Origin of the sequence: Picosynechococcus sp. PCC 7002 (assembly GCF_963860125.1) — a bacterium.
Taxonomy (GTDB): Bacteria; Cyanobacteriota; Cyanobacteriia; order Cyanobacteriales; family MRBY01; genus MRBY01.
In genome coordinates, this window is sequence record NZ_CAWLFA010000001.1 from 2,771,305 (window position 1) to 2,792,459 (window position 21,155).

Below are 21,155 nucleotides of genomic sequence, written 5' to 3' on the forward strand. Positions count from 1 at the left end.
AATAGCCCCTAGTCTTTAGGCAGTTCGTACTGGGCGACGATTTTTTTCGCAAACTCTGGCACATGGGCTTCCAGCTTGCCTGGGTAATTGCGGCGGGTATAGAGATAGTTCCGCGTAAAGTGAGAATCAATGGAAAATTTTGCGTACTCTAAACCCTTCGGGCCAATCTTTTCGATCACAATTCCCATCAGTTTCGCGGCCCACATTGGTAGAGTAACGCCCTTATCGTAAGCAGGAATACTATTTTGCACAGCGGCGCGGCGATCGCCTTTAGAACTAACCGGCTGCGTTTCAATTTGATCGGCGACGAGATCAAACATTTCCTGGCCTGTTTCGTTGCGCACGACCATCCACTGCCAACCGAAGGGAGCGCCCATATAACCCACTACGAGATCCGCTAAACCGTTGGTATAGTCAAAGCAACTCATACAAGACGGTGCAAACACATCCTTCAGTTGATTGGTTTTTAAGCCAAAGAAGGGGACTGTTTCCGTCGAACCATCCTCATGCTTAAAATGCACCTTAAAATCCTGCATGAACTCGTAGTAGACCACTGTTTCCGGGGAGCGACTGGTGGTATCGAGGAATTTCTGCAAACCCGCGCGAGTGACATTATCCACACAGGGCAAACCCAAAACATAAAGTTTTTCGAGGCCCAATTTATCCTGTACTGCCCGCAAAGCTTGGATCTGGCAACCCACACCGATCACCAATAGTTTCTTAAATCCCCCCTGTTCAATCTGCTCTAGGATCGTCAAATTGGGCGAGAGGGTTGGCTTGTTGACCCGGGCGGCGAGGATTTCCTCTGGGGTAGTGGCGATGATCGGCATCGGCTGAAAACGATCATCAGGGGAACTCTGCACACAGACCACGCCTTCTACCAGTTTTTCTTCGAGCATTTTGCAGGCGAGGGAACTGACAATCCCCGTCCACTGCGCCCCTTCGATGGGTTCCGTTTTCCGGGCAGCCACCATTTTTTGATGCACGCCAAAATACATTTCCTGCTCTTGGTCTAGATCCCGCTTGCGGCCATGGACTTTGGTTTCGAGCTTGTCAAACTGCTGGTTTAGAAAAGCACAGGCTTCTTTGACATAGTGGATAAAATGGGTGTCACAGAGGCCACAGTCACTACACAGGGCCTTGGCCGGACGAACACTTCCCCGGGGTAAACCTTTCGCTTTCTTGTGGGCGGGAATTTGGGCAGTCATGGGCAGCAGAGTCGATCAAAGAACAGTATTTGTCAGCGTAATGGAAAGGATTACCGAAAAGGGAGCTTTTGTGACGAACTGTAACGCGATCGCCGTCAGGATGATTGAAGACCAAAAATCAAGCGGATGACCATGGAGATTCAAACCAAGTCAATTATTAACAACTTGACCCAGGCGACAGTAACCTGTGAGGGCTTCTGGGAAAAGGCGATCGCCCCTAATCCAGATTTAGCGATTCAACGGGCAATGGAACGATTGTTGGGCCAGCTCAACCAGGCCTTAATCTTAGTGGACTATTTTGAATTGGTGCCTGAAAATCAATTGTCCGTGTTCAAAGAAAGTATTGCTGTTCTTGGGGGCTTAGCCGATCACTACTTTCTCAGTGAAACACCGGGTTTATCTAATTCCCTGGGGTGGGGGCCAAAGGGCATCGAGTTGCGGGGCCAAGTCAAAATTACCCAAACGCAGGTAACGCGAGTGCAACAGTTTGTCGAGACAGCCCGCTACAACATCGCTCTCCATAACTGTGAACATTTTGCGAACTATATCCTCCATGGTTTGCCCCTATCTTCCCAGCAAACGACTTGGCACAAAGGTCTCGGAGCAACGATTATCGCTCAACTCCAGCCAAAACAAACCATCACCGAAAATATTTTGGCAGATATCAATCGGCAGTTTAAACACCGTCTTCAGGTTGAACGGGCAAAACGAGCCAAACAAGAGATTTATCAGTTTTGCCAAGCCCACCAGATTGAACTCGAACCAGAGGCGATCGCCTAAGTTTTTATCAACAAAGAGTCGTTTCTACTTATTCATAAATATTTTGGCGATGACCAACACGAATAATTTCAATGATTAATGCATTTTTTAAGACAGAATAAATAATGCGGTATTTGCCTTTGCGGATACGATAAGTTGAAGACATTCCAGCCATTTTTTTACAACCATTAGGATAAGGATCAGCCGCTAAAGATTCAACGACTTCAATGATTTTTGGAATAATCTGAGGCTGAATTTTTCGGAGTTCTTTTTTTGCTGAAGCTTTCCAGCTAATTTGGTAGGAGTCCATCAGCTTTTAATTCTTCGATAAATACTTGATGTTCTGTGGTTCCTTCCTGTTGCCGCTGAATGACGATAGTGAGATCTTCAAGTTCTTCGAGGAGTGCTTCAAATTCTCGGATGGGTAAAATGACTTCTGTTTGTTTCCCGCTTGAATCTGTGACATATTTCGGATGCAAATCTGCAATATTCATAATCATTACAGGTGTTGGAAACGGATATTCAGCATCGTAACATCAAATCCACTGGGTGCCGCCCATACCCAAGGCTCGTCGGGACTGGACAAAATCCTGAGAAAAATTTAAAAGTGCCCGTTGGCCGACTGCCGTTTCAAAAACAGTAGAGAGTACAAAATCCAGCTTTTTAGTTTGACAGACATCTTGAAGACGGGACGGAAAGCCGGCGATCGCCAATTTGATCACAAAGACACCGCGCCAACCCTGGGCATAACAATGTTCTAAAGAAGCGACCTGGGAAACGGACTCATCGAGGGCAATTTGGGTCTGAAATTCGGCATTTAACTGCAATAAATTCGAAAAATGCGCAGGAGCTAAGGGCTGCTCGATAAATTCTAGTTTTGCTTGAGATTCGCCCCAATCTAACCATTGTTTCACTTGTTCTAGGGTTAAACCGCCATTGGCATCGAGGCGCAACCGACCATCAGCGGGCAAGGTTTCGAGGATCTGCTGACAGAGGGCGATTTCTGTTGCGGGTATATCCAGGGCAATTTTCAGTTTAAAGGTGCGAAATCCTTGTTGTAGTAAAGTTTGTAGATCTTGGAACAGGGTGGGCGATCGCCGGATTAACTGACAGAATTTTGTAGGGGGTAAGGATACTAAATTTTCGGTACTGGCAAGGTTAAGTTGAGCCGTTTCAAAACCGAATTGACAAGCTGGTAAAGCATCAGGAATTGCCGCAATTTGCTCACTGGTAATGTTTCCCCCAAAGGCAGCACAAAAGGCGATCGCCTCCTCTAGGGTTTCTGTCCCAAACCACGGCAAAGGCACAATTTCCCCCTGAGTAATCCGTCCCCTTTCATCTCGCAGGGAAAGAATAATTCCCTCCCGCACCGTCCACAGACCATGGTGAGTTTGCAAAGGCGTTTTAAAGGGGCGCTGATAGGGGGCAAAGCGAAACCGATAATTCACCTACGCGACCCGCTGCACATCAGGAAGATTTTCCAGGAAGGTCAAAGGCCGACTCATATTCGCCGCAAACCCTAAAATATTTTGGTCGCAGTGTTCATATTGCAACGCACCATCGGCATCAAATAAGAATGTCGCTCCTCTTTGGGTCATGTACTGGGCATCGGGCACATAGGTAGACCAATTCCCCAGGACTTCGGCCATATTCCGCAGGCGGAGGGTCGCCAATTCTAAGGGCCGCTGAAAACCCTTCCCGCCAGCCGCCGCAAAAAATTCTCCTTTTAGGGCTGGTAAAGGAGCCGCTTTAACGACTTCATCATCGGCAAACAGTTGGGGCGCTTTTTTATCCCCTGTATAACCCCGCAAAACTTCCTTGAGGGTGCCCGGACTGCCAATGCCAGCACACATCAGCATCAGATTCACCCAGGCATTTTGGCCTGCGTTGAGTCCGGGAATTTTCCAGGTTAAACCGCGATATAGGCCCAGTTCTTGATGAATCGTTGCCTTGGGATCGATGAATAATTTCTCGGCCGGGAAACCCGTGTAGTCACAAAATTTTTGACCGGAACGGCGATCGCCAATGCCCACCGCGACATAATCTACCCGGCGACAGAGATCAGCATCTTTTTGGAGCCACCAAGCATACTCAAGACTGTCAAAATCGCCGAGTTGGGATAGGATCAGCACCATAAGGGGTCGAGTCAAACCAGACGGTACCAACGGTGTCAGTTGACCATCGCTCACCCGCTGCCGTTCTGTGTGTTGAAAAAACTGAAGATAATCCACGGTTATTGGGAAACATTTAGGATAGAGAACAAGGGTTGCTATGGAGCCATAGCCTCACCTTCGTCAGGATAAACAGATTTCTTTTAAAAATGCTACAGTGCCTGTCGCCCTATGGTTGCTACTCATTATAGTGTTGCGGTTTTATCAACGGATATCAGCGTTTACCAACGGCTGCAAACGCTTTTGGTAGGGGAACAGGCTGAAGATTTACAACTGGTTTGGCTTGATTTGACGACGGAGTCTGCCCTGCAAAGTTTGGGCCGCCATAATCTTTATCTCAGCGATGCACCACTGCCTTATCTGATTGACCATGCTGAAGTGCTGCAACGGTGGCCTTGGATTGGGTTGGCGGATGAGGTGGCGCTACAGGATGAAATGTTACGCCTTGGGGTTTTGGATTGTTTTTTGTGGTCTGAACTGACGGGGCCGCTGCTGGTCCATACGCTGCGGGTTGCCCTACGGACGATGTTGGGCCATGGCCAGGGGACACTTTCGCCTGCACCTTTAGGTGATTTCCAAGGCGATCGCCTCCAAACATTGATTCAAAATATTCCGGGCACCGTGTATCGCTGTTTAAACACGGCGGAATGGCACGGGATTTACTTCAGTGAAACCATTGAACAATTGGTGGGTTATCCTGCTGCGGATTTTCTCCCAGGGGGCGATCGCCATTATGCGAGCCTAATCCACCCCAATGACCGGGCCTTTGTGCGCCAAATCGTTGAGCGAAAAGTACAGGAGAAAAAGCCCTTCGCCTTTGAATATCGCCTCAAACATCGTGATGGGACAGTGCGATGGGTCGATGAACGGGGGCAAGGGGTCTTTGATGACCAGGGAAATTTGCTGTGGCTCGATGGGGTGATCATTGATATCTCCGAGAAAAAGGCGATCGCCCTCGAATTAAACCAACAGGCCATCCACTATTACGAAAAAACGCCGGCAATGTTGCATTCGATGGATGCAACGGGGCAAATCCTTGCGGTTAGCGATCGTTGGTTGCAGGTGCTGGGTTATGAACGGCGGCAAGTTATTGGCTGCAATGTAACTGATTTTTTGACACCAGTTTCCCGCCAGAAAGCCCAACAAATCCTCCTGCTCACCTTAACGACCCAAGGCTCCGTAGAAGATGATGCCTATCAGTTCATCAAGAAAAATGGCGACATTCTAGAAGTGGAGTTGGCGGCTGTCTGCGAACAAACAAACCATCACTCTCGGCTATTAGTCGTCTTGACGGATGTGACCGCCCGTAATCACCTAGCCCAACAGGTTAACCGTTATCAAACCCACCTCGAAGATCTCATCGAGCAACGCACCCAAGCCCTTGCCGCGAGTCAAGCCCGCCTTGCCCAAGCCCAGGCGATCGCCCAGATTGGCGTTTGGGAATGGGATGTCCAGGCAAATCAAACCTACTGGTCTCCAGAAACATTTCAAATCTTTGGCTTTGCCCCCGGTGAAATTCAACCCAATGCGGAAACCTTTTTTGAGCGGGTGCACCCCGACGACCGCGATCGCATTCGCACCAATATTGAAAATATCTTTACCGGTCAATCTCTCCCAAGTTCTGAATATCGCATTATTACGCCCGACGGCGAAGTGCGTTATCTCAAGGACTATCATGAGCTAAAGCTGGATAAGCAGGGACAACCCAGTTTTCTATGGGGAGCCGTTCAAGATATTACGAAAATGCAGCAGACCCTCAATGCCCTGCAAAAAAGTGAAACGCGCTTCCGTGAACTGGTTGAGCATATCGACGAAGCGTTCTGGATCAATTCCCCTGACCCCACCGAAGTGATTTATGTTAGTCCGAATTACGAAAAAATTTGGGGCCTTAGCTGTCAAAGTCTCCTTGATGACGGCACATCTTGGCTAGCAGCAGTACACCCAGACCACGAAGGGCAAATCCAACGGGCGATCGCCCAAATGCAGCAGGGCCAAAACTTCGACGAAGAATACCGGATTGTCCGCCCCGATGGGGTTGTGCGTTGGATCTATGCCCGCTCTTTCAAAATCTACGACCCAAACACTCAGCAACTGTTGCGCCATGTGGGGGTCATGACCGATGTTACTGAACGCAAAGAAGCAGAACTCAAACTACAATCCCAGGAAGCGCGCCTACGAACAATCTTCGACCAGGCTGCCCTGGGGATTGTGCAAATCGACCGCACCAATCATTTCTCTCTGGTCAATCAAGCCTTCTGTGAGATCTGCGGCTACAGTGAAGCAGAATTACAGCAGTTCACCTGGCAAGAACTCACCCACCCTGAAGATATTTGTATCTGTCATGAGGCACGGGCAAAGCTCGACCGCCACCAAGCGGCCAGTGCTGTTTTAGAAAAGCGTTACCGTCACCGCCTGGGACATTTTATTTGGGTGAAGGTGATTTGCTCTTATATTTACGATGACCAGGGCCAACCAGAATATCTTTTGACCATTATCGAAGACATTAGTGAATACAAACAGGCGGCAATCGCTCTCGTTGAAAGCCAGCATCGCTATCAAAAAATGGTTGATGGCATCCCCGCGATCATCTACCAATATTCGCCCCAACGGGGTGGTTTGTTTTATTCTTCCCAGGTGGAGCAGATCCTTGGCTATGAAGTGCAACGCTTGCTAGATGAACCGGAACTCTGGCACCGGTCGATCCACCCAGAAGATGTCGTCGATGTCGATCAAGTCCTCCAAACCTTACACACCGGGAAAAACTTTGAGCTGGAATATCGGATCCGGGATGCTACTGGAAATTGGCACTGGTTCTACGACTGCTCCTTTAATATCCATGCGGTCGATGGTGGCGATCTAGTTATTGATGGTTTTGCCCTAGATATTACGGAGCGAAAAAACTTTGATGAGGTGCTCCGCCATCGCCTCAAGCTCGAAACCATGCTGGCTGAGATGTCCCATCTAATGGTCGTTGAAGCTGAGCTGAATTTAGAGAAAGTTTTAGCGTTACTGGGGCGTACTTTCCAGGCAGACCGCGTTTCGGTGATGATCAGCCAAATGGAGGCCAACTCTGTCGAGCGCCTTGTGAGTTGGCATGCTGGCCCTCACCTCGACCTCGACGAAAACTTTAACACCATCGATCTCAGTGCCTATCCTTGGTGGTTAGACCATTGGCAGCAACAAAAAGTCATTCTCTTTGATCGCCAACATCCCCTCCCGGAAACGGCAAAACCGGAACAGACATTGGTCGCTTACTTAGATCTTAAGGCGGTATTGTGGGTGCCGATTCAGGATGCGACCGGGCAACCCTGGGGTTACATTGCTTGCTCTTCGACAGCGGTAGATCATCTGCTGTGGTCAAAGGAAGATGCGGATATTTTGGCGATCGCCGGGAACTTAATCTACAACTATTACCAGCGGCAGCAGGCCAATAAGCAACTCGAACTGGCGAAGGAATTGGCGGAGGCTGCGAACCATGCCAAAAATCAGTTTCTCACAAGCATGAGCCACGAACTAAGAACCCCCCTGAATGCGGTCTTAGGCTTTACCCAAATTATGGAGCGATCGCCAGACCTCTCGACGGATCACCAGGAATACCTCAGCATCATTCATCGGTCGGGGAAGCATCTCCTTGCGTTGCTCAACGATATTCTTAACCTGGCGAAATTTGAAAAGGGCACCCTACAACTAAACCCCAACCTCTTTAATCTCCATGATCTTCTGGATGATCTCGCCCAAATGTACGCCCTCGAAATCCAGCACAAAAATATCCAGCTTGATATCCATTGGGACGAACAGGTGCCCCGCTATATCAACGCCGACCAAGCAAAACTCCACTCCGTGCTGCTCCATCTTTTGAATAACGCCCTCAAATTTACCGACAGTGGCTGCGTTCAACTGACGGTCAAAACCCTAGCGCAAAATCCCCTCCGTCTCCGGTTTAGCGTCACAGATACAGGGATTGGCATTGCTGAAACAGATTTCACCAGACTCTTTGATAATTTTGTGAAATTAGAAGCGGGCGATCGCATGGGTCAAGGCAGTGGTTTGGGCTTGGCTCTCAGCCAAAAATTTGTCAACCTCATGGGCGGTGAAATCGTCGTCAGTAGCCAGCCGGGAGTCGGTTCTTGTTTTTCCTTTGAGCTCACGGGGGCGACCCCGGCCAACCCGATGCACCTGGCCCTCTATCCTCCCCAAGCACGGGATGAACAACTCCCAGCCTTAACACCAGAGGCCTTACAAAAATTTCCCCCTGAATGGTTAACGGCCTTTCACCAAGCCGCCCTCGCGGCCAGGGCCCAACACCTCAAAGCCCTCATTGATCAACTGCCGCCCCAGGCAACGGCGATCGCCCGGGCCCTAGAAATCCTAGTGCAAAAATTCGCCTTTGATACCCTAGCCAAACTCAGCCAACAAAGAACCCCCAATGACTTCTCTTCATCAAAGGGGGAAACTGGAAGTTAGCCTAAAAACGACCGTGATTTAGCCCTCACTATCCTTTGGTTTGGGTCGGGGCACCGGTCTCGCTCTAGCAGTTGCCCCATGGCTATCACTGGCGTGATGATCGGCGATGGGTCTGGGCTTGCTCTTGTCGCGGTTAAAGGGTTTTCCGCCTGGCTTGGGGCCTTTGCGACGACTGCTGATATAGCCAATATCTTCGCAGGTTTGAATCATCAGCATATTATCGAGGAGCTTCGCCTGGAGATCGTAGAAATGGTTAACGGGGCGATCCGGCAGAGCACCGATCAGTTGAATCTTGAAAAACTTGGGCTTGTCCCCTTGCTTCTTCGGGGATTGGCGAATTTTAACGATGACTTTTTTGGATTCGGCATCATAGAAAACCACCTGGCCGCGAATGGAAAAATAGCCGTCTTCGACTTGGTCACTGGTGGGAATAGACTCCGTGAGGGCCTCTGGATCATCAAGGTTTTCGGGCTCCCAAATGCCGAGAATCTGGAGGTGGAGATGGTTATCATCCTGGCGGGTGCGGGGATAGACGACCCAAACGTGCTCTTGGTTGAGGTCAATGTGATTTTTGATCAGGCTAATCACACGACCTAATAAAACGGCTTCGATGGTGCCATCTGCTGTGGCGATCGCCCCCTTACTAATTTGCTCTGGATCTTCGGGGGTATATTTGCCGCGCACAATGCCAATGGCCCGATATTGACGGGGATGGCTCGCGGGGGGAATGGGATGTTGCCGTAGTTTTTGGGAGGTCGTCTGGTCCTCATGGGGATTCGGCGCTGGTGGAGACGATAGATGATGGTTAGATTCAGACACGGGCTTATCCAATGCTTTCTAGGTGGGCTAACAAAAAATACAGATCGTTTTCGATACCAGATAGTCAACTATCAGACATCAACATCATCGGTAGGCGATCGCCATCACGATAAAAATTAGCATTCTGCCTTCGATCATATAGGACGGACGAAGACGTTTAGCGCCTGCCTATTGTACTCAATGGGGTGTCAGAGGTGATAAATCAGTAAAATTTAGATAAAATTTTGCCAACCTTCTGACTTTTTCGGTCTTTTGGGTCTGGTTTTTATCCCTCTAGTTTTCCCCACTATCTATAGCCATGGCGAGTCACATTATCGAAAAATACTATCGTCCCCGCCCCTGGGTCTATGGTCTTTCCGGGCTTTTATTTCTACTGGCAGGGGGACTTTTGGTGATGCCCCGCTTCGACCAGTGGATGTTGGCCCGGCAAACGGCAGCAGCGGCCAAGGTGCAACCCGCAACAACCCCAGATCCGGCGATCGCCCTCCTCGAAAAAGACCAACAAAGTTATGAAATCTGGTTAGAAAAAGAACCCAATAACGAGAAAGCGCTGCGGGGTCTCTTGGATACCAGCCTCAAGCTTAATGATTTAGAAAAAACGGCCACTGCCCTCGATGGTCTGGCACAAATCCACCGTGATAATCCCGATTACCTCGTCCTGCTGGGCCAGGTGGAACAGGAGGCCAAGGATTACGAAGGAGCGGCGGCCACTTACAAAAAAGTGCTGTTGACAGATCCGACCCACATCAACGCTCTCCAGGGCATGGTGGATCTGCTCCTGGTACAAAATCGGCCAGAGGGGGCAATTGAACTGCTCCAAACCACCCTCAAGGACATGGGGCAATTAACAGAAGACGAAACCATTGACATTGATCCAGAAAAAGTGACATCTATCCAACTGATGCTGGGGCAAATTTACGTCGCCCAAAAACGCTTCGGGGAGGCGATCGCCATCTATGACCAAGCCGCCACAGTGAATAAAACAGACTTTCGGCCAGTCCTCGCCAAAGCCATGGTCTTAAAAAATCAAGGGAATGAAGCCGCCGCGAAACCCTTTTTCATGACCGCGATCAACCTCGCCCCCGCCACCTACAAAGACCAAATTAAGGAAATGGCCGTACTCAGTGCCGCAGATCTTAAGGCCCTCGAAGCCGTCCCCACCGAAACCGACCCAGAAGCAGAGGCAACGGAATAATTTCCCTGGGGCGATCGCCTATAATGGCGGCTTGAAAATCTTTCCCCCAAACCCATGTCCGACGCCCCCCCAACCCGCCTGGCCCAACTGCGATCGCAACTGCAAAAAGCGGCCTATGCCTACTATGTCCTCGATGCGCCGTTCATGGAGGATGCTGTCTATGACCAGCTCTATCGGGAACTGGTGGCCCTGGAAACGGCACATCCCCAACTCATCACCCCCGACAGTCCTACCCAACGGATTGGCGACCAGCCCGCCACCCAATTCACCAGCGTCAAACATAATATCCCCCTCTACAGTCTGGAAAATGCCTTTGACTTTGGGGAACTGACCCAGTGGGAACAACGGTGGCAGCGGGCGTTGGCCGGAGAAATCCCCAGCGATTCCGGTTATGTGTGCGAACTTAAAATCGATGGCTCGGCGATCGCCTTAACTTACGAAAACGGGATTTTAGTGCGCGGAGCCACCAGGGGCGACGGTGTGACAGGAGAAGAAATCACCCAAAATCTGCGTACTATTCGTACCATTCCTTTACGTTTAAACCTCGATAATCCGCCTCCTTTAGTGGAGGTGCGGGGGGAAGCTTTTTTACCCCTAGAGACCTTTGAAAAGATTAACCAAGAGCGGGAAAAAGCGGGCGAAAATCTATTTGCTAATCCGCGAAATGCCGCCGCTGGTACCCTACGACAACTTGATTCCCGAATTGTTGCGGCTCGCAAGTTAGACTTTTTTGCCTACACCCTCCACCTCCCAGAATCGCACAATTCCCCTCAGTTAAATAGCCAATGGGAGGCCCTCGAATTTCTGAAAAAAATGGGGTTTCGGGTCAATCCAAACCGTGAGCTTTGCCCTAATTTAACTGCCGTAAAAAATTATTTTGAAAAATGGGATGAAGGCCGCAAAAAACTCCCTTACCTGACCGATGGGGTTGTCGTTAAACTCAATGACTTTTCTCTCCAGGCTGAGTTGGGCTTCACCCAAAAATTTCCCCGCTGGGCGATCGCCTTAAAATATGCCGCCGAGGAAGCCCCAACCACTGTCAAAGACATCATCGTCAACGTGGGCAGAACGGGGGCTGTCACCCCCATGGCCGTCATGGAACCAGTGCAATTGGCCGGAACAACGGTACAACGGGCCACCCTCCACAACGAAGACCGCATTAAAGAATTAGATCTTAGAATCGGTGATACAGTCGTCATTCGCAAAGCAGGGGAAATTATCCCGGAAGTTTTGCGAGTTTTAGTTGATTTACGCCCAGAAGCAACTATTCCTTACGAATTTCCAAGCCATTGTCCCGAATGCAACTCAGCCCTGGTTCGTCCCCCTGGGGAAGCCGTCGCCCGCTGTGTGAATAGTTCTTGTCCGGCGATTTTGCGGGGTTCCCTCGTCCATTGGGCTGGCCGCGACGCCCTCGATATCCAGGGTTTAGGCGAAAAAAATGTGATTCTTTTGATTGAGCATGGTCTGGTGCAATCCATCGCCGACATTTATGACCTAACCAGCGAACAGTTGCAGTCTCTCCCCCGTATGGGACAAAAGTCAGCGGCGAATTTAATCCAGGCGATCGCCCACTCAAAAAATCAAGACTATGCCCGTGTTTTGTATGGTCTGGGGATTCGCTTTGTGGGGAAAGTCAATGCAGAAATTTTGGCGCAAAACTTCCCAACTTTAGAACAACTCCAAAAAGCCAGCTTCGCTCAATTACAGGGGGTTTATGGCATTGGCGAAGAAATTGCCCAATCCGTCGTCGATTGGTTCCGGGTAGATGCGAATCAACAGTTGATCGAAAAGCTACAACAAGCGGGCTTGACCTTTGCCCAAACCCAGACGGCCCAAACCCAGACGGCCCAAACCCAAGCCAATCATCAGATTTCCGGTAAAACCTTTGTGATCACAGGGACATTACCGACCCTCAAACGCACTGAAGCTGCCGAAAAAATCAAAGCAGCCGGCGGCAAAGTCACGAGTTCTGTCAGCAAAAATACTGACTATCTTGTGGCGGGCGACAATGCCGGATCTAAACTAGACAAAGCCCGACAATTGGGAATTCAAGAACTGAATGAAAACCAGCTTTTAGAGTTGTTGGTATAGAAAAAATCTTTTGAATATGACGCAATCTCAACCGCCAATTGCCGCCCTGGCGCTCCGTTAGAGAATCGATGGCAAGTGACTTGGGGTTCACTTTGAGTATAAAAACATTTGCACTAAAAAAATATCAAGAAATTTAACGAAACCGCGCTTTTAACCCCCGGAAATCCTTGCTATGATTCAGAAAACTCCCCCTAAGGTACTGAAACGATGACTTATCCTAATTTTCCTGACGAAATCCCCTGGACGGAAGAAGCGAAAACCAAATACAAAAATATTCCTTTTTATGCCCGTTCCCAGGCGCGACAAACCATCGAAGAACTTGCCCGTGAAGAAGAAGTCGAAGAAATTACGGCGGAACTGGTGATGCGCGCGCAACAAAAATTTGGGAAATAAGTCTAGAGCTAGATTATGGTGGTGGCGATCGCCAAAAAAATTCCTAGATTTGGGGGGCGACCCGTGCGAATTTTTTACTCTGTCCCGGATATGGTGCGTCCATGATTTTTGATGCGTCAAACTTAGGCTACTGGGTGCTCCTGGGGAGTGGCATCCTGTTGTATTTGTTTGTCATTTTCTCTGGGGGTGGGGACGATGACCTCGATATGGAAGCCGATTTTGATGCAGACATCGACGCCGATATAGACTTAGATGCCGACGTTGATGGTGATCTCGATGGAGATACCGAGGTTGAGGGCGAAGGGTTTGGTCTCTGGTCGGTGCTGTCTTGGTTTGGCTTTGGGCAAGCGCCGTTAATGTTGCTGCTGGCCACAGATCTCAGTCTGTGGGGTCTGTTGGGGTGGATGTTCAACGTGGGCCTGAGGACACCGACGGGATTTTTAGGGATTGTGGTCTTTTTTGGGAGTGGGGCGATCGCCTTTTGGATCGGGAAACTGTTGGCTTACCCCCTAGGGAAAGTATTTGCCGCCTTTGGGGAAGATGTCAGCAGCGATCGCCTGATTGGGTGCCTGGGGGTGGTCTCTTCTAAAACTCTTCCCCACTATGTCGCTGGCAAAATTGGCCAGGCGGATGTGTACGATTCGGCTCGGAACCTGATGACTGTCCCGGTGAGTTTACCCCACTGGGCCGAAGTGATTCCCCGACGGGGCGACAAAATTTTGATCGTTGATCGCACCGAACATAGTTATCTGGCGATCGCCAAAGATAGTTCCGACGAAGACCGCTGGCTCGCTGAAGTGAAACAGCTTCCCCAATAATCTTTTCCCCTTTTGCCCTAGGATAAGGCCAGGCCAAATCGCACCTTGTGGAGAGTGAGCACCGATGCCGATCGAAATTATTGTGATCGTCGCCGCTTTAATTATTTCTTGGTTAGTTTTTACCGCGTTTATCAAAATCGTGAAAACCAGCGTGCAAACCGCTGTGACCATTGCGGCCATTGTGCTGGTGTTGCAACTGGTCTTCGGGATTCAGTCCGGGGCAGGTGATTACACAGATTATTGAACTCCCCCGCATCATCTGGGACTTTTTCAATAACCGCTAAGGCATAAACATTAAAGACCTTTGGCTAACGGTACTGTTCAATTAAATCCGCAGACGGTCGAGTACCTGCTTAATTTGCGCATCGGTTTTATGCTCTAGGCCCATGGCCACCATCAATAGGCCCATTTCCACCGCATCATTGAGGCTCAGGGCTAGATCAACGGCTTCGGTAGCTTCGAGGACATCATGGAATTTTTCTGGGTGATCAACGCTTAGGTCAATGTAGATAGCAGCAGGGTTTTTGCGGGGATCGTCTCGTTTTTCTTCCACGCGAGAGATGCGATTGGCCCGTGCCGTCACGCTGGTCACATTACTGGTGAGGGTGATGTCACCCGTGGTGATTTCTGTGGTGAATAGTTTGTTTGTCATGGTACAAACCCCTCGGCGATCGCCAACGATAATTTAGAACAACATCGGCTACTTTTAGCTTAACTCCCTCCTTTGGGGGCAGGCCGGAAACTGTACATATCTTGAGCTTGATGGCGCTTTATGGTCTAAACCGAACTTTAGGGCAATGCCGACGAGAGGCTTCTGTCCCAAAGGCGATCGCTTCCCCCGTAAACCCCCGTAAAAACATTGCCAAAATTTGAACAACCCCTTGTAAAATAGCTAGGTTGTATTCTGCGGCACATCTCGTGATTGAACGTTATACCCTCCCCGAAATGGGGAATCTCTGGACAAATGAAGCAAAACTCAAGGCCTGGCTGAAAGTCGAAGTTGCCGTCTGTGAAGCGCAAGCAGAGTTAGGGTATATCCCCACAGAAGCCGTAGAAGAAATCAAAGCCAAAGCCCAGTTCGACGAAGCGCGGGTTTTAGAAATTGAGAAAGAAGTGCGCCATGATGTGATCGCTTTTCTCACCAACGTCAATGAATATGTCGGCGATGCGGGGCGTTATATTCACCTCGGCATGACCAGTTCCGATGTTCTGGATACGGCCCTTGCTCTGCAGATGGTGGATAGCCTCGATCTGATCCTGACCTGTGTCGAAGAACTGATCCAAGCGATTCGCTACCAAGCCCAACAACACCGCTACACCGTCATGGTGGGTCGTTCCCACGGCATCCACGCCGAACCGATGACCTTTGGGTTTAAGCTGGCGGGTTGGCTGGCTGAAATGCTCCGGAACCGCGATCGCCTAGTCGCTGTGCGCAAAGAAATTGCCGTGGGACAAATCTCTGGCGCTGTGGGAACCTATGCGAACATTGAACCCCGCGTTGAAGCTTTAGCTTGTCAAAAACTCGGCCTGGATCCCGATACTGCTTCGACCCAGGTGATTTCCCGCGATCGCCACGCCAACTACATGAACCAACTGGCCGTGTTAGCCGCCAGCATCGAACGCTTTGCCGTGGAAATTCGCAACCTCCAACGCACCGATGTATTAGAAGTCGAAGAATATTTCTCCAAGGGTCAAAAAGGCTCTTCGGCGATGCCCCACAAACGCAACCCGATCCGTTCTGAACGCTTAACCGGGATGGCGCGCTTGGTGCGGGGTAATGCGATGGCCGCCCTCGAAAACGTTGCCCTCTGGCATGAGCGGGACATTTCCCACAGTTCCGTCGAGCGGGTCGCCGTGCCCGATAGCTGCATCCTCGTGCATTTTATGCTGCGGGAAACCATTAGCCTCGTGAAGAATCTTTTGGTGTATCCAGAGAACATGAAACGTAACATGAACGTCTATGGCGGCGTGATTTTCAGTCAGCGGGTACTGCTGGCCCTCGTCGAGAAAGGCTTGACCCGTGAGGATGCCTACCGCCTTGTGCAAGGTTGCGCCCACACCGCCTGGAACACTGAAGGCGGGAACTTCCGCGCCAACGTCGAGCAAGATGCGGAAATTACCCAACACCTCTCTGGCGAGGAGATTGCAGCCTGCTTTGATCCGCAATTCCAACTGCGTCACCTCGATCAAGTCTACCAACGCCTCGGTATCTAAACCTTTCGTTTAACCGAGGTCAATTTGGCGATCGCCTTTTTTGAACTAAGATCCAAGAGAGGCGATTTTTTATGGATAAATATTGATCTTCATGGAAACAAACCCTAACCGCTGAATATGTTGATGTTCAATATTGATCATCGCCAGGATAGTTAAGAGACCCTACAAATTAGGTGCACCATGGAATGTAGAGAATGCACGAATCGAAATAAACTCGATTTCGAATTCACAATGGCCTTTCAACCCATTGTCAACCTAGAAACCCAAACAATTTTTGCCCATGAAGCCCTGGTGCGGGGTTTAAATAATGAGTCAGCCCAAGCAATTTTTCAACACATTAACGACAGCAACCGCTACTTATTTGACCAGTCCTGTCGCACCACAGCAATTCGTCTTGCCGCAGAACTGCATATTCCCTGTTTTTTGAGTATTAATTTCTTACCCAATGCCGTTTATGAACCAGAACGCTGCATTCGCACAACCCTAGAAGCGGCGGAAACCTATGGATTTCCCATTGAGCAAATTATTTTTGAGATTACCGAAAGTGAACAAATCACAGATTTAGTCCACCTCCGAAAAATCGTTGAATATTATCGGGCCCGTGGTTTTAAAACAGCCATTGATGATTTTGGGGCAGGCTATGCTGGGTTAAATCTTCTATCAGAAATTCAGACTGATTTGATCAAACTTGACATGGCCTTAATTCGCGGCATTGACCAAGATAAAGTGCGGCAAGCGATCGTCAAAGGTGTGCTGCAAGTTGCCGGGGAACTCTCTAGTCTTGTCATTGCCGAAGGCATTGAAACCCAAGCAGAATTAACCACCCTCCAAGGGCTAGGCATTAACCTTTTCCAAGGCTTTTATTTTGCTAAACCCACATTTCAATCCCTGGCCCAAATTCCGTCAGACAGGTTTGTCAATGTCGCTTAATTTTGGCGATCACCATGGTCAATATCGCCCTTCTCCTCTGACGCATTTTTTCCAAGTTGACCGTGGCCTTCACCTCTGCGCATTCCTAACTTTTCCCGAAGCATCGCCCCGACTCTAGACGCCAAAAATACTGTGTAAGATAAGAAGAAGTTGTTTTCTAATTGAAAGTGAAAAATATTATGCCCACAGTCAGTAGCCAAGCCCCAGGTGCCGATACCTTAGATGCCAGTAAAAGTGGCCTTCCCGTAACGATTATCACCGGATTTCTCGGCAGCGGCAAAACGACACTACTAAACCACATCCTCAGCAACCAAGAGGGACTTAAAACTGCTGTCCTCGTGAACGAATTTGGGGAAATCGGCATTGATAATGAGCTAATTGTCACCACCGAAGACAACATGGTGGAACTCAGCAACGGCTGTGTCTGCTGCACCATCAATGAAGATCTGGTGAATGCGGTGCATAAAATCCTTGATCGGGGTGACAAAATTGATTATCTCGTCGTTGAAACAACGGGGCTGGCAGATCCATTACCTGTGGCCTTGACCTTCCTGGGGACAGAGTTACGAGACCTAACCCGCCTAGATTCCATTGTGACCATGGTGGATTGTGCCAACTTTAGTTTGGATTTATTTAATAGTGAAGCGGCTTACAGCCAAATCGCCTACGGTGACATCATCGTGTTGAATAAAACGGATTTGGTTGAGGAGTCAGACGTTGATGCCCTAGAAGTCAGAATCCGCGACATTAAAGAAGGGGCTAGACTCCTGCGCACCCAAAAGTCTGAAGTACCCTTGCCGTTGCTACTCAGTGTGGGTCTTTTTGAGTCGGATAAGTATTTTGATGCGGCAGATACTCATGTGCATCACCACCACAGCCACGATCACCACGACCACGACCATGGGCATAACCATGACCACCACGATCATGACCATGTTTGCACCCCAGAGTGCGACCATGACCACGACCATGAACACCATCATCACCACTCAAACCATTTAGAAAACGATGGATTTACGTCAATTTCTTTCCAAAGTGACAAACCCTTTGCGATCCGCAAGTTTCAATATTTCCTAGATAATCAGTTACCCGTGAATGTGTTCCGGGCGAAGGGAATTCTGTGGTTTGATGAAAGCCCGCTACGCCATGTGTTTCACCTGAGTGGAAAGCGGTTTACGATCGATGATTCGGAATGGAAACCTGGGGAAACGAAAAAAAATCAGTTAGTCTTGATCGGCCAAGATTTAGATGAGGCAACGTTACGACAACAGATAGAAAACTGTTTCTGCATGCCCTCCAAAAATCGTGGTCAGGGTTTTTCGTAATATCATTTCATGTGCCAACGGCATTAACCGCTGAACGGCCAATCTACACAACGCCTGGGGTAAGGAAAGTCAATTTCTTACCTCTTTTTCATCTCGGTAAGATGATCGAGATTTACCGCTAAGATGGAAGGACTTTGGTTTTTTTAGCGCGCTGTTTTTTGGGTTTAATTTTTTATGCGATCGCCCGCTCCTTCCCGGACTGTAACCTTCCCCTTTTGGCTGACTCTCTGCTTACTCTTAAGTTTAGGTACCGTAGGGGTTTTAGGGACAGTGCCAGCCTTTGGTCAGGGGCGCAAACAAAACGCCGAACAAAAATTACTCCAGCGTAAAGATGCGGATCGTCATTTTGAACTGGCTCGCCAGGCCCACAGCGAAGGCAACTTAGAAACAGCACTGTTTCACTGGCACCGGGCCGAGGCGATTTATCGACAGTTTCGTACTTGGGATCAGCTGAACTTAACCCTCACAGCCTTGGCCGATACTTATTTGACTCAGGATAATCTCCAGGCAGCAGAAACCGTCCTGCGGCAACAACTTCATCTGGCCCGCGATCGCCAGGACGTACAGACCCAAGTTGTGGTGCTCAATCAACTCGGCCATCTTCTTGAGAGCCAGGCCCAACCCCAGGTTGCGGCGGCTATTTTTGCCGATGCCCAGGCGATCGCCCACACCACTCCCAGTCTGAGATAAACTGCACCTTACCCCTAAACAAGAGTGATCAAGTGAGAGTAAGTCGTTATTTTTATGGAGTCTAGTTAGCAAGAATGCTAGCGGGGTGATTCCGCATCAACTGGCGAAAAACCGAGGCAAGCCGCAAACATAAAATAAAAGAAATCAATCATTTTTTTATACCGAGAAAATAAAGTGGTTTTAACGAAATATCTTGCCCAGCCCTCAGGACTCCGCTAAAGCATGGTCTAAACTGAGGGTCGCTAAATAATATTGGGCAAGATCAGGAGCCGTGTGGGGCTGTCTACCTTGGGATTGCTCTGGGGCATGGCTATCTTGGCGGAGCTGCTGGGTAATGTCGGTTGTACCGCAGGAGTGGACAATTTTCATGGGATATTTTAATGAAAATAATTCTTATTTAAACTAGATAAAGTGTATCGATACTTGGGAAGTTCGTCAATAGTATTGATACTTATTTTCAATAAAGTCTTAGGTGAGTTTGTTTACTCACTCCAGAGCCGTAGGAGATTCGCCACACTTTTCGAGAGGAGATCAAATTCTGTGGTTTTACCGCTCTGGGCAAACAGGCTACGGCGACTGACATCGAGATCAAATACAATTTCCCGCTTTTGGGCATCCCGGATCCAACTTTGCACCCAACCCACCGCCACCAAGCGTGTCCCTTTTGTCACCACATTCACCCGGTGCAACGAAGTAGAAGGATAGGCGATCGCCGTTCCAGCAGGCAGTTTATAGCTTTGTTCAGAATCTGCCCCTTCAATGACAAGTTCGCCCCCTTCATAGTCACTAGGTTCATTGAGAAACAGGGTAAATGAAACGTCCGAGCGCATCCCATTCATCAGGGCATTGTCGGTGTGGCGACCATAGGCCATGCCGGGGCCGTAACGGCTAAACAGCAGGGTGTGGACAGTTTTGGGACGGATCGCCGTTTGAAAGAGAGCATTGCTCTGGAGGGCTTGGCGCACTTGCTCTTCTAGAGCTTGGGCCGTGGGGGTTGCCTTGGCCAATTGTTGATTTTCTTTGACCAGTTTGGCATACCAACCTGCCGTAAGTTTGCCATCGACAAATTCGGCTTCGGTCAAGGTTGTGGTTATTTTTTCGAGGGCCTCTGGTGTCAACACCTGGGGAATTTTAAAGAACATTTGCCTTACCAAAAAATCTTAAAAAAGCCCCAGCAAAACCGGGGCCACTGTAATGATATTCACAGAAGCTGGGGATTAGCTGTTGCTGGCGGCTTCAATCTCAACAATACGACTCAATACTTCCTGGGGCGTTTTTACGGGGGTTTGAGGCGGTTCCACCGTGGGCCAAGCGGTTTTGAGATCGGCTAAAGCCGTGGCGATCGCCTCTCTGGTCTCCGGGCTGAGTTGATCCGCAATCTGTTCATAAAGCATCTCGCTATGGAAAACGAAACCACGGGAATCTTGGTATTCCACCGCTTCGACGATCTGATTATTGGCGATCGCCGCCGCGTATTCTTCCCCGGCCACCTGGAGGAGATTATTCATGACACCAAGGACAAACTCAGGGGACTGCAATTCTGCTTCGCCCAAAGCCGCAAGGGCTGTATCGATGGCCTCAATGGAAGCATCGAGTTGGGTTTGTAATTCGGGGGATTCCGGTGCTGTCTTAATCAAATCATGGGCACTATTGAGGACATTTTTAAAATCGGCCACGCCGCGATCGCCCAATTGACTCTCAATGGCACCATACAATTCTTCTACAGGGTGGCCAATATGCGGTTCTGCCTGTTCATATTCCCCCACCGCAATCAGTTCTTCGGCCACCATCAAATGACCCAACATCAACGAGAGGGTCGTGGCATAGTCTTCATCGGGATTGCTGGAACTGGCACCTTCGCCCCCTTCACCACCCTCTCCGCCTTCGCCGCCATGGTTAGCACTATTCTGTTCTACGGCTTCCGTCGTGGCAGCATTTCCCCCCCCCTCCCCACCGTTGTCTGGGACAGAAGTACCGCAAGCCCCAAGGCTAACAGCTAAACTCAGGGTTAAGAACAATTCAACGGGCTTCATAGATTTCATACTAATTAAGAATAATTTTCAAGCTAATATTGCAAT

21 protein-coding genes are annotated in these 21,155 nt (G+C 49.4%); 11 read left to right on the plus strand and 10 right to left on the minus strand.

Annotation, left to right across the window (positions count from 1 at the left end; genetic code table 11):
* Positions 1 to 8 precede the first annotated feature (8 nt).
* Positions 9 to 1,208, minus strand: coding sequence for a Coenzyme F420 hydrogenase/dehydrogenase, beta subunit C-terminal domain (locus AACQ84_RS13285; RefSeq protein ID WP_012308233.1), 1,200 nt, complete (start codon positions 1,206 to 1,208; stop codon positions 9 to 11).
* A gap of 126 nt (positions 1,209 to 1,334) precedes the next feature.
* On the opposite strand from AACQ84_RS13285, the gene AACQ84_RS13290 reads away from it, so the two are divergent.
* Positions 1,335 to 1,988, plus strand: coding sequence for a hypothetical protein (locus tag AACQ84_RS13290; protein WP_012308234.1), 654 nt, complete (start codon positions 1,335 to 1,337; stop codon positions 1,986 to 1,988).
* Positions 1,989 to 2,016: 28 nt separating this feature from the next.
* Here AACQ84_RS13290 and AACQ84_RS13295 read toward each other — a convergent pair whose 3' ends face one another.
* The 4 genes from AACQ84_RS13295 to AACQ84_RS13310 are packed head-to-tail and all read right to left on the minus strand — an operon-like array spanning position 2,017 to position 4,198.
* The gene (locus AACQ84_RS13295) at positions 2,017 to 2,277 is read right to left on the minus strand and encodes a type II toxin-antitoxin system RelE family toxin (protein WP_012308235.1); all 261 of its coding nucleotides are present in this window, start codon (positions 2,275 to 2,277) and stop codon (positions 2,017 to 2,019) included.
* Entirely contained in the window at positions 2,258 to 2,461 is a 204-nt protein-coding gene (locus tag AACQ84_RS13300; RefSeq protein ID WP_143589402.1) for a hypothetical protein, read from the minus strand. Before AACQ84_RS13300 ends, AACQ84_RS13295 begins: the two co-directional genes overlap by 20 nt.
* Positions 2,462 to 2,503: 42 nt before the next feature.
* The gene (locus AACQ84_RS13305) at positions 2,504 to 3,415 is read right to left on the minus strand and encodes an o-succinylbenzoate synthase (protein WP_012308237.1); all 912 of its coding nucleotides are present in this window, start codon (positions 3,413 to 3,415) and stop codon (positions 2,504 to 2,506) included.
* Positions 3,416 to 4,198, minus strand: coding sequence for a peroxiredoxin-like family protein (locus AACQ84_RS13310; RefSeq protein WP_012308238.1), 783 nt, complete (start codon positions 4,196 to 4,198; stop codon positions 3,416 to 3,418). It abuts the gene before it with no gap.
* A gap of 111 nt (positions 4,199 to 4,309) precedes the next feature.
* Here AACQ84_RS13310 and AACQ84_RS13315 point away from each other — a divergent pair, with 111 nt between their 5' ends.
* Complete coding sequence (locus AACQ84_RS13315; RefSeq protein ID WP_012308239.1) at positions 4,310 to 8,602, plus strand: PAS domain-containing sensor histidine kinase; 4,293 nt, start codon at positions 4,310 to 4,312, stop codon at positions 8,600 to 8,602.
* Between the two features lie 18 nt (positions 8,603 to 8,620).
* On the opposite strand, the gene AACQ84_RS13320 is transcribed toward AACQ84_RS13315, so the two are convergent.
* Positions 8,621 to 9,421 (minus strand): hypothetical protein, encoded by an 801-nt coding sequence (locus AACQ84_RS13320; RefSeq protein ID WP_198161479.1) that lies wholly within the window; start codon positions 9,419 to 9,421, stop codon positions 8,621 to 8,623.
* A gap of 298 nt (positions 9,422 to 9,719) precedes the next feature.
* On the opposite strand from AACQ84_RS13320, the gene AACQ84_RS13325 reads away from it, so the two are divergent.
* The 5 genes from AACQ84_RS13325 to AACQ84_RS13345 all read left to right on the plus strand — a co-directional run bounded on the left by AACQ84_RS13325 (position 9,720) and on the right by AACQ84_RS13345 (position 14,162).
* Complete coding sequence (locus AACQ84_RS13325; protein ID WP_049761662.1) at positions 9,720 to 10,616, plus strand: tetratricopeptide repeat protein; 897 nt, start codon at positions 9,720 to 9,722, stop codon at positions 10,614 to 10,616.
* A 54-nt stretch (positions 10,617 to 10,670) separates the two neighbouring features.
* On the plus strand, positions 10,671 to 12,707 hold the full coding sequence (gene ligA, locus AACQ84_RS13330; protein WP_012308242.1) for an NAD-dependent DNA ligase LigA: 2,037 nt from the start codon (positions 10,671 to 10,673) through the stop codon (positions 12,705 to 12,707).
* A gap of 207 nt (positions 12,708 to 12,914) precedes the next feature.
* The gene (locus AACQ84_RS13335) at positions 12,915 to 13,100 is read left to right on the plus strand and encodes a PCP reductase family protein (RefSeq protein ID WP_012308243.1); all 186 of its coding nucleotides are present in this window, start codon (positions 12,915 to 12,917) and stop codon (positions 13,098 to 13,100) included.
* Between the two features lie 101 nt (positions 13,101 to 13,201).
* Positions 13,202 to 13,918: an OB-fold-containig protein gene (locus tag AACQ84_RS13340; RefSeq protein WP_012308244.1), complete on the plus strand. Its 717-nt coding sequence runs from the start codon at positions 13,202 to 13,204 to the stop codon at positions 13,916 to 13,918.
* A gap of 64 nt (positions 13,919 to 13,982) precedes the next feature.
* A complete protein-coding gene (locus tag AACQ84_RS13345) occupies positions 13,983 to 14,162 on the plus strand; it encodes a hypothetical protein (protein WP_012308245.1) in 180 nt (59 codons plus the stop codon).
* An 81-nt stretch (positions 14,163 to 14,243) separates the two neighbouring features.
* Here the strand turns inward: AACQ84_RS13345 and AACQ84_RS13350 are convergent, their stop codons facing one another.
* Complete coding sequence (locus AACQ84_RS13350) at positions 14,244 to 14,570, minus strand: hypothetical protein (RefSeq protein ID WP_012308246.1); 327 nt, start codon at positions 14,568 to 14,570, stop codon at positions 14,244 to 14,246.
* A 266-nt stretch (positions 14,571 to 14,836) separates the two neighbouring features.
* Between AACQ84_RS13350 and purB the strand changes: the two genes are divergently transcribed.
* From purB to AACQ84_RS13370, 4 genes are all read left to right on the plus strand, one after another.
* Positions 14,837 to 16,132 carry an adenylosuccinate lyase gene (gene purB / locus AACQ84_RS13355; protein ID WP_012308248.1) on the plus strand — a complete coding sequence of 432 codons (1,296 nt, stop codon included), beginning with the start codon at positions 14,837 to 14,839 and terminating at the stop codon, positions 16,130 to 16,132.
* 231 nt (positions 16,133 to 16,363) lie between these two features.
* Positions 16,364 to 17,062 carry an EAL domain-containing protein gene (locus AACQ84_RS13360; protein ID WP_200807232.1) on the plus strand — a complete coding sequence of 233 codons (699 nt, stop codon included), beginning with the start codon at positions 16,364 to 16,366 and terminating at the stop codon, positions 17,060 to 17,062.
* Between the two features lie 179 nt (positions 17,063 to 17,241).
* Positions 17,242 to 18,387 carry a CobW family GTP-binding protein gene (locus AACQ84_RS13365; protein ID WP_012308250.1) on the plus strand — a complete coding sequence of 382 codons (1,146 nt, stop codon included), beginning with the start codon at positions 17,242 to 17,244 and terminating at the stop codon, positions 18,385 to 18,387.
* 174 nt (positions 18,388 to 18,561) lie between these two features.
* On the plus strand, positions 18,562 to 19,077 hold the full coding sequence (locus tag AACQ84_RS13370) for a tetratricopeptide repeat protein (protein ID WP_012308251.1): 516 nt from the start codon (positions 18,562 to 18,564) through the stop codon (positions 19,075 to 19,077).
* A gap of 204 nt (positions 19,078 to 19,281) precedes the next feature.
* Here AACQ84_RS13370 and AACQ84_RS13375 read toward each other — a convergent pair whose 3' ends face one another.
* The 3 genes from AACQ84_RS13375 to AACQ84_RS13385 all read right to left on the minus strand — a co-directional run bounded on the left by AACQ84_RS13375 (position 19,282) and on the right by AACQ84_RS13385 (position 21,119).
* A complete protein-coding gene (locus AACQ84_RS13375) occupies positions 19,282 to 19,446 on the minus strand; it encodes a hypothetical protein (protein ID WP_012308252.1) in 165 nt (54 codons plus the stop codon).
* A 113-nt stretch (positions 19,447 to 19,559) separates the two neighbouring features.
* Positions 19,560 to 20,219: a Fe2+-dependent dioxygenase gene (locus AACQ84_RS13380; RefSeq protein ID WP_012308253.1), complete on the minus strand. Its 660-nt coding sequence runs from the start codon at positions 20,217 to 20,219 to the stop codon at positions 19,560 to 19,562.
* 75 nt (positions 20,220 to 20,294) lie between these two features.
* Entirely contained in the window at positions 20,295 to 21,119 is an 825-nt protein-coding gene (locus tag AACQ84_RS13385) for a hypothetical protein (protein ID WP_012308254.1), read from the minus strand.
* Positions 21,120 to 21,155 lie beyond the last annotated feature (36 nt).

Bases quoted from the DNA above. Each gene is read 5' to 3' on its own strand.
- AACQ84_RS13290 (WP_012308234.1), top strand. From the start codon at position 1,335: ATGACCATGGAGATTCAAACCAAGTCAATTATTAACAACTTGACCCAG.
- AACQ84_RS13340 (WP_012308244.1), top strand. From the start codon at position 13,202: ATGATTTTTGATGCGTCAAACTTAGGCTACTGGGTGCTCCTGGGGAGT.
- AACQ84_RS13335 (WP_012308243.1), top strand. From the start codon at position 12,915: ATGACTTATCCTAATTTTCCTGACGAAATCCCCTGGACGGAAGAAGCG.
- AACQ84_RS13385 (WP_012308254.1), bottom strand. From the start codon at position 21,119: ATGAAATCTATGAAGCCCGTTGAATTGTTCTTAACCCTGAGTTTAGCT.
- AACQ84_RS13380 (WP_012308253.1), bottom strand. From the start codon at position 20,219: ATGTTCTTTAAAATTCCCCAGGTGTTGACACCAGAGGCCCTCGAAAAA.
- AACQ84_RS13295 (WP_012308235.1), bottom strand. From the start codon at position 2,277: ATGGACTCCTACCAAATTAGCTGGAAAGCTTCAGCAAAAAAAGAACTC.
- AACQ84_RS13315 (WP_012308239.1), top strand. From the start codon at position 4,310: ATGGTTGCTACTCATTATAGTGTTGCGGTTTTATCAACGGATATCAGC.
- AACQ84_RS13325 (WP_049761662.1), top strand. From the start codon at position 9,720: ATGGCGAGTCACATTATCGAAAAATACTATCGTCCCCGCCCCTGGGTC.
- AACQ84_RS13375 (WP_012308252.1), bottom strand. From the start codon at position 19,446: ATGAAAATTGTCCACTCCTGCGGTACAACCGACATTACCCAGCAGCTC.
- AACQ84_RS13285 (WP_012308233.1), bottom strand. From the start codon at position 1,208: ATGACTGCCCAAATTCCCGCCCACAAGAAAGCGAAAGGTTTACCCCGG.
- AACQ84_RS13345 (WP_012308245.1), top strand. From the start codon at position 13,983: ATGCCGATCGAAATTATTGTGATCGTCGCCGCTTTAATTATTTCTTGG.
- AACQ84_RS13350 (WP_012308246.1), bottom strand. From the start codon at position 14,570: ATGACAAACAAACTATTCACCACAGAAATCACCACGGGTGACATCACC.
- AACQ84_RS13370 (WP_012308251.1), top strand. From the start codon at position 18,562: ATGCGATCGCCCGCTCCTTCCCGGACTGTAACCTTCCCCTTTTGGCTG.
- AACQ84_RS13365 (WP_012308250.1), top strand. From the start codon at position 17,242: ATGCCCACAGTCAGTAGCCAAGCCCCAGGTGCCGATACCTTAGATGCC.
- ligA (WP_012308242.1), top strand. From the start codon at position 10,671: ATGTCCGACGCCCCCCCAACCCGCCTGGCCCAACTGCGATCGCAACTG.
- AACQ84_RS13300 (WP_143589402.1), bottom strand. From the start codon at position 2,461: ATGAATATTGCAGATTTGCATCCGAAATATGTCACAGATTCAAGCGGG.
- AACQ84_RS13360 (WP_200807232.1), top strand. From the start codon at position 16,364: ATGGCCTTTCAACCCATTGTCAACCTAGAAACCCAAACAATTTTTGCC.